Raw genomic sequence first — 12,046 nt, 5'->3', positions numbered from 1 at the left:
AGTCGATGGGGCTGGCGATGAAACGGTCGATGAGGTGGTCGTCGTTCTCTCCTTACGCTATGGACAAGGAATGTCCTATCGGTTGTCGCGTAGGATATGGTACGGCGCGTGGAGTGTTGGGGACGTTGGAATGTGAGTGATTATGGTTCATATCACATGAACCACAGGTTCACACCCTCTCGGCCGGGGCGGAGGAAGGAGACCGGATGCACGACAGGCGGTTGGATGCGAACGCGCTGGCGGCATCGAACTGGCCGACATCGACCATTACGATCTGGACGTGTTCAACGAGTGCGCCCGGACCGGCGACCTGCTCATCTCCAAACCGATGTGGGCCGACGTACACCCGCAGCTCGCCGACGTGGCCGTGGACTGGTCCGAACCGGTAGGCATGCAGTACGGTCTGCTCTACCCGCCCGGCCCCCACGCCCGCCGTCCGCGTTCGTGGACCGCATCGCCGAACTCGCCGGCGTGGGACGGGACGCGCCCGCACGGGAGACGACGGAAGCGGGTGACGCCCGCTGATACGATGGCGGTATCGCGGGAGGTAACGCGAGCAGCATCGACGCATCGAGGGAGATCGCCATGTCCACGCGAGACCATGACACGACACCATCCACAACCGTCACGACGTCCGCACCGACCATGCCGGACGAAGGCTCGTCACGCGCCCCGCACGCATCCCGGCCCCCGCGCCTCGCGAAACGCGCCCGCATCATCCTTGCCGCGTTGCTGGCGGCGGTCATCGCGATCGGCGGAGGCGGGGCCGTCTGGTGGACGCTGGGAGGCGGCGCGCAAACCGTCGCACTCATGCGCAGGAAACCGGCCTCGCCGGCGACGCAGGCCACGATCGACGCGGTCACCGGATTCGCCTACCGTTCCGCACCCGGATTCCTCGACGCGGCGAACGGCGACGACGACGGCAACGTCAACTACTCCCCCACGTCGATGTGGATGGCGCTCGCGCTCGCCGCGCAGGGCGCCGGCGGCGCTACGCGCACGCAATTGGACGAGGCACTCGGAGCCAAGGGTCTCGGCGACGGGGACTACACGTCGCTGCGCTCGTCGGTCAACGGCCGGTACGACGATGCGCGGTCCGTGATGGACGTGCACGACTCCGTGTGGGTGGATGGCCGCTACACGCTCAAGGATTCGTTCCGGCGGGCCGCGCAGGAAAGGTTCGACGCCGACGTGGAATCCCTCGCGTTCGACGCGCGCGCCGAGAAGCACATGTCCGAATGGATCGAGGACAACACCCACGGCATGCTCAAACCGGACATCCGGTTGAACGCCGGCACGGTGATGACGATCATCGATACCGTGTACGCGGACGGCCGCTGGGAGACACCGTTCGAAGAGGCGGACACCAAGGATCGGACGTTCCACGGCGCTTCGCGCGAGCGCATGGTGCCGATGATGGCGCATACGTTCGATTCGATGGGCTATGCACAGGCGGCGGACGGCTCATGGCGGCGCGTCTCCATCCCGTTCGACAACGGCGGCGCGCTGACGGTGCTGCTGCCCGCCGAGGGACGGTTCGACGAGTTCGCCTCCGAAGCGGCGCGGCTGGAGTGGGCGATGTCGACGTGCTCCGCGCGCGAGACCGGCGGCGATGCGCCCACCTGCAGCGAGAAGGCCGGAACCGATGCCGCGGGAAACGCCGTCCCGGAGGTGACGGCCGCGTCGACAAGCGTGGACCTGAAACTTCCGCGGTTCTCCATCGAAAACGCGTTCCCGCCGGAGAGCGCCGAGAAGACGCTCCGGGCGTTGGGCGTGACGGACGCGTTCTCGCAGGGCACGGCGGATTTCTCCGGCATGCTGGAGCCTGACGGGCTGCCGGGGAATCCGTTCATCGGCGAGATCATCCAGGGCACGCGCATCGAGGTGAACGAGAAGGGCGCGAAGGCGGCCGCGTTCACGCAGATCCAGGTGGAGGCGTCCGGGGCGCCCATCGACGACGAGGTCACGTTCGACGTGGACCGGCCGTTCCTCTACGAATTGGCCACGCCGGACGGCGTGCCGTTGTTCATCGGCGCGGTGCGCGACCTGTGACACCGGGAAGGCCGCCGGACGTCATTCCTCCCCGTCTAGGAGCGGCAGGGTGAGGCGCATCGTGGTGCCGGCCGGCGACGTGGATTCCACGTCGAGCGCGCCGCCGTAGCGGGTCGCCACGTCGCGGGCGAGCGCAAGTCCCAGACCGTAGCCCTGGTGCGCGGTGCCGTCGTCGTCGCGGGCGAACCGGCGGAACAGGCGTTCCGGGTCGTCGCCGATGCCGCCGCCGTGGTCGGTGACGCGCACGACGGCCTGTCCGCCGTGCAGGTATCCGGTCGAGACCGTGACCTTCGCGCCGTCCGGCGAGTGGGCGATGGCGTTGTCGAGCACGGCGACGAGGCATCGGGACAGTCCGATCGCGTTGCCACGCACGACGAGCCGGCCGCGTTCCCCGTCGACGCGCACGTCGAGGTTCACGCCGCGCGTCTCGGCGAGCGGACGCACCTCCTCGACGGACTGGTCGGCCACGTCGGCGAGCATGACGGGTTCGGCGTTGACGGCGCCGCGCGCGGCGACGAGCAGGTCGGTGATGATGGCGGTCATGCGGTCGACGTCGCCGCGCAACGCGGCGAGCGGCCCGTCGATGTCGCCACCGTGGGCGCGGCGGAAGTCGATGAGGTCGATGCGCGTGGCGATCACGGCGAGCGGCGTCTTGAGCTCGTGGCTGGCGTCGGCGACGAAATCCTTCTGGAGTTCGAACGCGCGTTCGAGCGGTTCGACCTCCTTGCGCGCGTAGTAGCGTCCGACGACGGCGACCGCGGCGATCACGCCGACGACGAACAGGAGGGTGAACGCGACGGCCTTCCTCGTGTCGATGACCATCATGCCGGAGCCGAACTGCCGGGTGACGCTCATGGCGTCGGGATCGAGGCCCCGTTCGGTGAATTCGTGGCGCGAGCCGAGCAGCACGCCGAGCGTGAAGAGGATGCCGCCGATCGCGGTGATGGCGGCCATGGCGATGGTCATGCGCAGGCTGATGAGCCGGGCGCGCCCCTTGTCCGATGATGTGATGCCCATCGCTCATCCTTCCGGTGTTCCGATGCGGTAGCCGCGTCCGCGCACGGTGTCGATGATGCGGCGCGTGGTCTTGCCGCGCACGTAGGAGACGTACACGTCGACGACGCCCAAGTCGCTGCCGGGCGAGAACGCGCCGGCGAGCAGCTCCTCGCGGGTGAACACGTGGTCGGGCGAGGTGGCGAGCGCGGCGAGGAGCTTCGTCTCGACGTCGGTGAGCGGCACGGCACGCCCGTCCGGATCCTCGATGACGTTGGCGTCGGGTTTGAGCAGCCAGTCGCCGACCATCACGCCGTTGGCCTGCGCGTGGAAGCCGCGCAGGAGGGCGCGCAGGCGCGCTTCGAGTTCGACGAAATGGAACGGTTTGGTCAGGTAGTCGTTGGCGCCGGCGTCGAGGCCCTCGACGATGTCGTCGACCTCGGCGAGCGCGGTGAGGATGAGCGCGGGCGTGGTGACGCCGGCGCCGCGCAGCATGCGGATGAGGGCGAGTCCGTCGCCGTCGGGCAGCCGCCGGTCGACGATGAGCGCGTCGTATCGCGCGCCCGCCATGAGCCGGTCCGCTTCGGCGACCGACTGCGCCCAGTCGGTCCGGTAGTCGGTGGCGAGCATCTCGGCGGTCATGGCGCCGAGGTTCGGGTCGTCCTCGATGAGGAGGACGGCCGGCAGGAGCAATCGTTCCGGGGATGCGGCCGCCATCGGCCCCGGCGCCTCCGGCCCTGGCGTCTCCGGTGTCGCCGTCACGTGCGTCGTCATGTCCATGCGCGTCTCACCTCATGGGGGATCGGGGATTCTCTTACGGTTATATCAGACCGCCGGCCGGCTTAGGAACCGCTAAGAAACGCGGCGGCGGTTGGTCCGGCGGCGTCCGCGGCGTTATCGTGCGCGGTATGCGATGTGATTCCCCTCTCTTCACCGCGGACCGGGTGTCGTGCACGGTGCCGTCGCCGGACGGCGACCGGACGGTCTTCGCCGGTCTGTCGTTCGCGATCGGCCGCGGCGAGATCGTCGATCTGGTGGGCCCGTCCGGTTCGGGCAAAAGCAGTCTGCTGACGGCGTTCGCGCGGCTCAATCCGCATGCGTCGGGCTCGTTCGCGCTGGATGGGCGCGACGCCGGGTCGTTCACGCCGCAACGGTGGCGGCGCGAGGTCGCCTACCTGCCGCAGAAGCCGATCCTGCCGGGCGACACGGTGGCGGACGCGATCCGCCTGCCGTTCACGCTCGCCGTGCGCGCCGACGCGCGGGACGACGGCCGGCGGGGCGGTCTCGTCGGCCGGTTCGCCCGCCTGTTCCGCGACGACGCGGCGGCCGCACGGGATATGCTGCCGGACGCGCGCATCCGGGAGACGCTCGACGCGATGGGATGCGGGGACATCGATCTGACGCGGCGGCCGCACGACCTGTCCGGCGGTCAGGCGGCGCGCGTCTCGCTCGCCCGCACCCTGCTGACCGAACCGCAGGTGCTGCTCGCCGACGAGGTGGACGCCGGACTGGACGACGAGAACGCCGCCAAGGTCGCGTCGATCATGGCGTATGCGGCCGGGCGCGGCATGGCGATCGTGCGCATCCGGCACCGGCCGCCGGACGGGCGCGCCTCTCGCGTCGCCACGCTGGCCGACGGCGCGCTCGCATGGGCGGACGCGGCGGAACGCGCGACGGGAGCGACGGACGGGAAGGAGACGGCATGAGCGGCAACGCGTACGACATCGACATCTGGGGTCTCGTCGTGGCGATGGCGATGGTGGCCGTCGCGGCCGGCGTGAGCGGGCTCATGCGCATGGGCATCGGCCGCTCCCTCCTGTGGTCCGCCTGCCGGGCGCTCCTGCAGCTGTGCGCGATGGGGTTCGTCGTCGGCTACGTGATCCGCGCGGACAACGTGTTCCTCGTGTTCGCGACGATCGGCGTGATGCTCGTCGCCGCCGTGCAGATCACCCTGTCGCGCGCCAAAGGCGTGCCGAAGGGGCTCGCCGGCCCGGTGCTGCTGAGTCTGACCATCACGATGCTGCTCATGATCGCGCTCGTCACCGAACTCGTCGTGCGTCCCCACCCGTGGTACGCGCCGCAGCTCGTCGTGCCGTTGACCGGCATGTTGCTCGGCAACACGGTCTCCGCGCTCGCCGTCGGCCTGAGCCGGTTCTACGAGAGCATGGACGAGCGGCGCGACGAGATCGACACGATGCTCGCCCTGGGCGCGACCGCGTGGGAGGCGGCGCGGCCGTCCATCGTCTCGTCGATCAGGCTCGGGCTGCTGCCGACGATGGCGACGCTCGCCTCCTGCGGCATCGTCACGATCCCGGGCATGATGGCCGGTCAGGTCATCGCCGGCGGCGACCCGTTGGAGGCGGCGAAATACCAGTTCGTCGTGTTCGCGGCGATCGCCGCGCTGACGCTCGTCGCCGACGGGCTCATCATGGCGATGACGTACCGCACCTGCTTCACCGAAGCCGACCAGTTCCGCCCGCAGGACATGCGCGGCGTGCGCTGAACGCGGGGGATCCTCCACGGACGCGACGGCGGTCGGTGGGAACGGAACCGTCCACGCCACCCGCCGTTTCCCCATTGTTTCCGGCGATTCACACGGAGGAGCCGCCGTGAGCGCTACCATGGAAGTGACGGGACATGGCTCCCGCAGGTATGAATGAGTATGAGTAGCGAAGAAAACAGCAAAAAGACAATGGAAAACAGTGGATATGCGATCGACCGCTCGTGGCTGACCGAGGCGAAGGAAAGCATCAGCCAGTGGTCGTACATCATGTTGAAGGACGCGGACGACAACGACATCGATTGGGATTGGGTGCGTTCGCTCGACCTGGAGCACGGCATCGGCGTGGCCTCCCCCGAGGACTTCGAGGCGGGCGCCGCGTCCAGCGTGCACGATCTGCTCAAGGAGGATCTCGCGATCCGTGACCGGCTCGAAGCCATCATCGCGAAGATGAGCATGACGTTCATGCGCGACTTCGACCGGAGGATCAAGACGTACGATCTGCCGCGCGCGCTCGCCTACGCGGACCGTCGTCTCAACGACCAGATCGCGCTGCTGCGCGACCGCGGCATCGCCGAAGGCCTGTGGACCGTCGAGGACGAGGACCGCCAGCGCGTCACCGTGCCGGTGCTCACGCCCGCGAGGGAGGGCGTGGTCGTCGACGACATCCAGGACCGTACGGCCGAGATCGTCAACACGCGCGCCGAACGCCGCAAGGCGGACCGCGCCAAGCGCGAGGCGGCGCGGGCGCACCGCGAGCACGCGCTGTTCGAGGCCGACGAGGTGCGGAACGGCTCCGTCGAGGCGGGCCCGGACGAGTCCGCGCCGATCGAGTCGAGCTCCGACCAGGGCAGCAACGACTATCTCATCGAGGGCCAGCCGGTCATCAACGACGACAATCCCGCCGTGCCGACGGTCGAACAGGTCAACCGCGACGAGACCGCCGTGCCCGAGGCGCGCTTCGAGAAGTCGCGCCACCGGGCCGCCGAGCATGTGGCGGCGCGCGAGGCGGCGCGGCCGAAGGACTATTGGCGCGAGGTGTTCCTGCCGGGCCGCGACGTGGACAAGGTGATGGGCATCGATCTGGAGACGAACGGCACCGAACCGTACCGCGCGTACATCATCGACGTGGGCTTCGAATACATGAACATGAAGTCCCCGCGCCCGGCGGACGCCCCCACCGGCTACGAGTACGACAAGGACTACTACGAGGGCGGCGACGCCTACGACCAGCATCGGTTCTCGTTCGGCGTGACCGACGAGGCGGCGCGCCACGGCAACCCGTTCATCATCCAGCTGACCGGCATCGACATCAAGCAGCGCGTCGGCGCCGACTATCCGATGTTCGACGAGGACGCCGAGGCCCAGGCCGACCTGCTCAAGCGTCTGACCGCGCAGCCATTCGTCGCGCATATGGCCACGTTCGAACACAGCTTCTTCATGCTCAACGTGAAGGGCTATGCGGAGGCGTACCGCAACGGCCACGTGACCATCATCGACACGCTGCCGATGAGCCGCCTGTGGGACGAGGGCTCCATCCCCAGCGAGGAGCATCCCGACGGCGACAACCGCCTCGACGCGTACGCGAAGCGCCAGGGCGCGCTGCGCGAGGACGACGCCGAACGCCATCTCGGTCTCGAGGACACGCACATCATGCTCCTCGCCATGAAGCACCATCTCAAGCAGCTCCAGGCCGAGGCGCGCGGACCGTGGGGGCCGAACGGCAAGGCGGGCGTCGGCGGCAAGCGCATCATCAGCCACCGTCGCCATTGGCGTCGCTGACCGGGACCACGGCTGACGCCAACCGTTGAACGGACACCGTGTCGTCTGTTTTGCATGGTCGAAACGGACGACACGGTGTCCGTTTATGGTATTCCCCCGTGCATGCCGCCATATTGTCGCGTCGTGGAGTAGTCTTGCACGCAGGCGATGGAACCCGCCGGGAAACCCGTTTTCCGAACCGCATTACCGCTGATAGTTCCTACACGATTCTCCCTTAGGGGCCGTCGTGTCTTCAGCGGACCGCGGCGGCATCCGGAAAGGCAACGACATGGGTCATCGCATACCCCAGATCCACCCCGACATCCTCGCCGTCGTCTTCGTCGGCGGCACGGTCGGCACCGCATTGCGCTACGCGTTCACACTGATTCCCGCGGCCGGCGACTTCCATACCGGCACCCTGGCCGCGAACCTGCTCGCCTGCCTCCTGTACGCGGGACTGACCGCGTTCCTCGCCGGCTCCGCATCGTTCGCCGCGCGGTTCGGCTCCCGCGGCAGGGAGTACGCGAGCCGCGGGCTCGGCATGGGACTGTGCGGCGGGCTGTCCACGATGTCCACGCTCGCGTTGGAGTGCTTCACCGCGATCCGTTCGGGCGACGCGGGCGTCGGCGTCCTGTATCTCGTCGTGACGTTCGCGCTCGGCATCCTGTGCGCGACCGCCGGCGCATGGGTGGGCGGCCGTCTCGCCACGCACGGCACCGCCGCCGACTCCACATCCGTCTCCGACGTGCGGAAGGGGGCGTGACGATGGCCATGCTCCTTCCCGTGCTCGTCTGCCTGTTCGGCGGTCTGGGCGCCTCCTGCCGCTACATGCTCGACACGACCGTCAAGACGTATTGGACGCGCGCGTTCCCGATGTCCACGTTCGTCATCAACCTGCTGGCCGGCCTTCTCGCCGGGCTCGTCGCCGCGGCGGCGCTTCGCGGCGGAGTGGACGAGTCGTGGCGTCTGCTGCTCGCCACCGGCTTCCTCGGCGGTTTCTCGACGTTCTCCACCGCGGTCAACGAGACGGTGACGTTGTTCGGCAAGCGCCGCTACCCCACCGCCGCCGGCTATCTGCTGGCGAGCGTCGTCGTCCCGCCGCTCGCCGTGGCCGCCGGGTTCATGCTCGTCGCGTGACGGCCGCCGCGGGCCCGTCGGTCATTCGCGGACGCCGAGCTCGCGTTCCAGCCACGCGCGTTCGGCGTCGATCTCGGCGTCGTGGACGGCGATGATGGCGCGACGGTACCTGTCTTTGACCTCGTCGTTGTCGATGGGGCCTTCGCCGTCGCTGTAGAGGCGGCGCACGTCGGCCTCGGCGAGCGAGTCGAGCCGGCGGCGCAGCACCGCGTTCCTGTCCGCCTCGTCGGGGATGACGGACAGGAACGACATGACGACCGCCCATTTGGTGATGTTGGTGAGCATGTACCCGCTCGTGCCCTTGAGCTCGTCGATGAGCGCCTCACGGCCGGCCGGTTCGAGATGGAATTCGCGCAGACGGCGGCCGTTGACGACCGTGTGGGTCTCGCCGATGTATCCGGCCTTGACGAAGCGGCCGGTGACCGCGTGCAGCGTGCCGTCGGAGACCGCCTGCATGTAGCCCTGGAGCTGCTCCATTTTCTTGCGCAGCCTGTAGCCGCACGCGGGGCCTTCCGAGAGGAATCCCAACGTCATGAGTTCTATCGTGTTCATCATGCCACCATGATACCTCGCTTCGATATATCTCGAAACGACACGCCGACAGCGAACGGCGATCACCCCACACATCGACCGCGGAATTCCACCGTTCTGCAACTGGCCATACATTGATTCGATATATCTCGGCTTGAAATATCTCCATCCCTCGAATAGAGTGATGACCAACGCGAGGGCGACGGGAACGGCAATCGCACCGCCGCCGGCAGCGACAACGGAACGACAACGGGAACAACACACCGGAAGGAAACCACCATGAGCAACATCACCATCTTCGGCGCAGGCAACATCGGATCCGCCGTGGCGGGCATCGCCGTCAAGGCCGGCGCGGCCGTGCAGGTCATCGACCGCAACCCGGACAAGGCCGCGGCCGCCGCCGACGGCGTCACCGGCGCGAAGTTCGGCGAGGCCGTCACCGGCGACATCGTCGTGCTCGCCCTGCCGTTCCCCGCCTACGAGGAGACGCTCGCCGCCTACGCCGGCCAGTTCGCCGGCAAGACCATCGTCGACGTGTCCAACCCGATCGACTTCACCACCTTCGACCTGGCGCTGCCGGAGGGCGCGAAGTCCGCCGCCGAATGGCTGGCCGGCAAACTACCCCAGTCCAAGGTCGTCAAGGGCTTCAACACGACCTTCGCCGCGACCCTGGCCACCGGCGTCAACGACGGCGCGCCGACCGTCGTCCAGCTCGCCTCCGACGACGACGCGGCCAAGAAGTCCGTCGCCGCGTTCATCGAGGCCGCGGGACTCAAGACCGTGGACGCGGGCCCGCTCAAACGCGCCCAGTACCTCGAGGGCTACGGCGCCCTGCAGATCGTCCTCGGCGTGACCGAGCAGACCCCGTGGACCGGCGGCTTCAAGGTCGTCAAGTAAGCGGTCACCCGCCGGCAAATGGCTGGGCCCCGACGCGAACCATATCGCATCGGGGCCCAGCCATTTGCCGTAAGACCGTACAAGCAGGTGAGGGATCCTAATCCTCGATGCCGAGCATCGAACGCAGCCATCCGAGCTCAGCCGCGACCTGCGCGTCATGCACGGTGATGAGACCGCGACGGTACGGGTCGTCGATGTGGTCGATCGACAGCGGGTTGCCCGCATCGCAGTAGAAGAAGTGCACGTCGCCGCCGGACAGCAGGTCGTAGCGGCGGCGCAGCACCGCGTCGCGGTCGGCCTTGTCCGGAACGGCGGACAGGAAGGTGAGCACGACCCGCCACCGGTTGAAGTCGGTGAGGATGAAGCCGTCCGCGGTCTTCAACGCCTCGACGAGCGCCTCGCGGCCGGCCGGCTCCAACGTGAACAGGTGACGCTGGCGGCCGTCGCGCACATCCGTCTGCTCGGAGATGAGACCGGCCTTCGCGAGACGGCCGGTCGCCGGGTAGATGGCGCCGTCGCTGAACCGGCGCATGTCGCCCTGCAGCTGCTCCATCTTCTTGCGCAGTTCGTAGCCGCACATCGTCTTCTCGGACAGGAATCCGAGAATCATCATCTCGATCAGGCTCATACCCTACTTCTCACCTCGTTTCGACATCCCAGCCATGATACCGGCCGGCACGGATGCGCGCCGCCGCGTTCCGCCCGCGGCTGACCCGCTCCACACGTCCGCCATCGGCCGCGGCCGGCGCATGACGGTGGGAACGGGAGTACAGTAGCGTTCCGTGGCTCAGAATCGTGCAGGAATCAAACAGGCATCGGCCGACGCGAAATACCGGCAGATGACGCAAAGCCCCGTTAAACCGCTGATCCTGCGGTTGTGCATCCCGGCGGTCGTATCGAATCTGGTGACCACCGCGTACAACCTCACCGACACGTTCTTCATCGGCCAGTTGGGCACCTCCCAATCGGGCGCGATCGGCATCGCGTTCTCCATCATGACGATCCTGCAGGCGCTCGGATTCTTCTTCGGCAACGGCGCGGGCAACTCGATGAGCCGGGAGCTCGGCAAACGCAACGACGAGCGCGCCTCCAAGCTGCTCGCCATCGGATTCGCGGGCGCCGTGCTCTCCGGACTCGTCGTGACCATCGTCTGCCTCGCCACCTTGCGCCCGCTGGTCGTCGCGCTGGGCTCGACCGCGACCATCGCACCGTACGCGGTCACCTATCTGACGCCCATCCTCGTGGCCGCTCCGTGCGTATGCGGCTCGTTCGCGCTGAACGGCCTGCTGCGCTACCAGGGCCAGTCCGCATTCGGCATGATCGGACTCGTCACCGGCGCGCTGCTCAACTTCCTGCTCGCCCCGTTGTTCATCTTCGTGGCCCATATGGGCATCTTCGGCGCGGGTCTCGCCACCGGCATCTGCCAGACGGTGAGCTTCGTCATCCTCACCGTGATGAGCGCCCGGTTCGGCGTATTGAAGCTGTCGCTGCGCAACTGCCGTCCCGACCCGCTGCTCCTGCGCGAGATCGCGGGCGGCGGTCTCCCCTCGCTGATCCGGCAGGGGGCCGGATCGATCGCCACCACGTGCGTGAACATCGCCGCCAACCCGTTCGGAGACGCGGCCATCGCCGGCATGGCCATCGTCATGCGCATCATGCTCGGCGCGAACTCGGTCATCATCGGCCTCGGGCAGGGCTTCCAGCCGGTGTGCGGCTACAACTACGGCGCCGGCAAGTTCGCGCGCGTGCGCGAGGCCTACTGGTTCTGCGTGAAGCTCGCCACCGGCGTGCTGCTCGTGCTCGCCGTGGCCATCTGGACGATCGCGCCGCAGCTGGTGGAGATCTTCCGCTCCGATCCGGCCGTGGTCGCGGTGGGCGTCGCGGCCCTGCACTTCCAATGCGTGACGGTCGTGCTCAACGGCGTCAACATGATGGGCAACATGATCTCCCAGACGCTGGGCAAGACCGGCATCGCCTCGCTCCTCGCCGTATGCCGCACGGGCCTCTATCTCGCGCCGATCGTGCTCATCCTCCCCCATTTCCTCGGCGTGACCGGCGTGGAGGCCGCCCAGTCCCTGGCGGATATCCTCACGTTCGCGACGACCATCCCGTTCATGCGCCATATCCTCGGCAAGGTGCTGCGCTGAGAGACGGCGATCAGGTCCGCCGCGACGG

11 protein-coding genes, 1 pseudogene and 1 riboswitch are annotated in these 12,046 nt (G+C 68.0%); of the genes and pseudogenes, 8 read left to right on the top strand and 4 right to left on the bottom strand.

The annotated features are described in order from the left end of the window. The first annotated feature begins 585 nt into the window (after nucleotides 1–585). Entirely contained in the window at nucleotides 586–2,052 is a 1,467-nt protein-coding gene (locus AC1AYN_RS03210; RefSeq protein WP_476532036.1) for a serpin family protein, read from the top strand. A gap of 21 nt (nucleotides 2,053–2,073) precedes the next feature. On the opposite strand, the gene AC1AYN_RS03205 is transcribed toward AC1AYN_RS03210, so the two are convergent. Together AC1AYN_RS03205 and AC1AYN_RS03200 are read right to left on the bottom strand one after the other, a co-directional pair. Continuing rightward, nucleotides 2,074–3,069 carry a sensor histidine kinase gene (locus AC1AYN_RS03205; protein WP_476532034.1) on the bottom strand — a complete coding sequence of 332 codons (996 nt, stop codon included), beginning with the start codon at nucleotides 3,067–3,069 and terminating at the stop codon, nucleotides 2,074–2,076. A 3-nt stretch (nucleotides 3,070–3,072) separates the two neighbouring features. Beyond that, nucleotides 3,073–3,825, bottom strand: a complete 753-nt coding sequence (locus tag AC1AYN_RS03200) for a response regulator transcription factor (RefSeq protein ID WP_476532032.1) — start codon at nucleotides 3,823–3,825, stop codon at nucleotides 3,073–3,075. Between the two features lie 128 nt (nucleotides 3,826–3,953). On the opposite strand from AC1AYN_RS03200, the gene AC1AYN_RS03195 reads away from it, so the two are divergent. The 5 genes from AC1AYN_RS03195 (at nucleotide 3,954) to AC1AYN_RS03175 (ending at nucleotide 8,443) form a co-directional block, all read left to right on the top strand. Then, the gene (locus AC1AYN_RS03195; protein ID WP_476532030.1) at nucleotides 3,954–4,751 is read left to right on the top strand and encodes an ABC transporter ATP-binding protein; all 798 of its coding nucleotides are present in this window, start codon (nucleotides 3,954–3,956) and stop codon (nucleotides 4,749–4,751) included. Next, nucleotides 4,748–5,548, top strand: a complete 801-nt coding sequence (locus AC1AYN_RS03190; protein WP_476532028.1) for an ABC transporter permease — start codon at nucleotides 4,748–4,750, stop codon at nucleotides 5,546–5,548. The genes AC1AYN_RS03195 and AC1AYN_RS03190 overlap by 4 nt, the downstream gene beginning before the upstream one ends. A gap of 189 nt (nucleotides 5,549–5,737) precedes the next feature. Next, a complete protein-coding gene (locus AC1AYN_RS03185) occupies nucleotides 5,738–7,327 on the top strand; it encodes a PolC-type DNA polymerase III domain-containing protein (RefSeq protein ID WP_476532026.1) in 1,590 nt (529 codons plus the stop codon). A gap of 134 nt (nucleotides 7,328–7,461) precedes the next feature. Continuing rightward, nucleotides 7,462–7,536: riboswitch (Fluoride riboswitch) on the top strand. A 59-nt stretch (nucleotides 7,537–7,595) separates the two neighbouring features. Further along, nucleotides 7,596–8,069: a CrcB family protein gene (locus AC1AYN_RS03180; protein WP_476532024.1), complete on the top strand. Its 474-nt coding sequence runs from the start codon at nucleotides 7,596–7,598 to the stop codon at nucleotides 8,067–8,069. 2 nt (nucleotides 8,070–8,071) lie between these two features. Next, a complete protein-coding gene (locus AC1AYN_RS03175; protein ID WP_476501778.1) occupies nucleotides 8,072–8,443 on the top strand; it encodes a fluoride efflux transporter FluC in 372 nt (123 codons plus the stop codon). 21 nt (nucleotides 8,444–8,464) lie between these two features. On the opposite strand, the gene AC1AYN_RS03170 is transcribed toward AC1AYN_RS03175, so the two are convergent. Continuing rightward, on the bottom strand, nucleotides 8,465–8,998 hold the full coding sequence (locus AC1AYN_RS03170) for a PadR family transcriptional regulator (protein WP_476532022.1): 534 nt from the start codon (nucleotides 8,996–8,998) through the stop codon (nucleotides 8,465–8,467). A 240-nt stretch (nucleotides 8,999–9,238) separates the two neighbouring features. On the opposite strand from AC1AYN_RS03170, the pseudogene AC1AYN_RS03165 reads away from it, so the two are divergent. Beyond that, nucleotides 9,239–9,871 (top strand): annotated as a pseudogene (locus tag AC1AYN_RS03165) (NADPH-dependent F420 reductase); the annotation flags it as partial. A 97-nt stretch (nucleotides 9,872–9,968) separates the two neighbouring features. On the opposite strand, the gene AC1AYN_RS03160 reads toward AC1AYN_RS03165, so the two are convergent. Further along, complete coding sequence (locus AC1AYN_RS03160) at nucleotides 9,969–10,499, bottom strand: PadR family transcriptional regulator (protein WP_476532020.1); 531 nt, start codon at nucleotides 10,497–10,499, stop codon at nucleotides 9,969–9,971. A gap of 211 nt (nucleotides 10,500–10,710) precedes the next feature. Between AC1AYN_RS03160 and AC1AYN_RS03155 the strand changes: the two genes are divergently transcribed. Then, entirely contained in the window at nucleotides 10,711–12,018 is a 1,308-nt protein-coding gene (locus AC1AYN_RS03155) for an MATE family efflux transporter (protein WP_476532320.1), read from the top strand. Nucleotides 12,019–12,046 lie beyond the last annotated feature (28 nt).

It is taken from the genome of Bifidobacterium sp. LH_413, assembly GCF_056357015.1.
This window is presented reverse-complemented; position numbering and strand designations above follow the sequence as displayed.

Coding starts and splice junctions, on each gene's coding strand:
- AC1AYN_RS03180 (WP_476532024.1), top strand. CDS start 7,596: ATGGGTCATCGCATACCCCAGATCCACCCCGACATCCTCGCCGTCGTC.
- AC1AYN_RS03170 (WP_476532022.1), bottom strand. CDS start 8,998: ATGATGAACACGATAGAACTCATGACGTTGGGATTCCTCTCGGAAGGC.
- AC1AYN_RS03210 (WP_476532036.1), top strand. CDS start 586: ATGTCCACGCGAGACCATGACACGACACCATCCACAACCGTCACGACG.
- AC1AYN_RS03190 (WP_476532028.1), top strand. CDS start 4,748: ATGAGCGGCAACGCGTACGACATCGACATCTGGGGTCTCGTCGTGGCG.
- AC1AYN_RS03160 (WP_476532020.1), bottom strand. CDS start 10,499: ATGAGCCTGATCGAGATGATGATTCTCGGATTCCTGTCCGAGAAGACG.
- AC1AYN_RS03205 (WP_476532034.1), bottom strand. CDS start 3,069: ATGGGCATCACATCATCGGACAAGGGGCGCGCCCGGCTCATCAGCCTG.
- AC1AYN_RS03185 (WP_476532026.1), top strand. CDS start 5,738: ATGGAAAACAGTGGATATGCGATCGACCGCTCGTGGCTGACCGAGGCG.
- AC1AYN_RS03155 (WP_476532320.1), top strand. CDS start 10,711: ATGACGCAAAGCCCCGTTAAACCGCTGATCCTGCGGTTGTGCATCCCG.
- AC1AYN_RS03200 (WP_476532032.1), bottom strand. CDS start 3,825: ATGGACATGACGACGCACGTGACGGCGACACCGGAGACGCCAGGGCCG.
- AC1AYN_RS03195 (WP_476532030.1), top strand. CDS start 3,954: ATGCGATGTGATTCCCCTCTCTTCACCGCGGACCGGGTGTCGTGCACG.
- AC1AYN_RS03175 (WP_476501778.1), top strand. CDS start 8,072: ATGGCCATGCTCCTTCCCGTGCTCGTCTGCCTGTTCGGCGGTCTGGGC.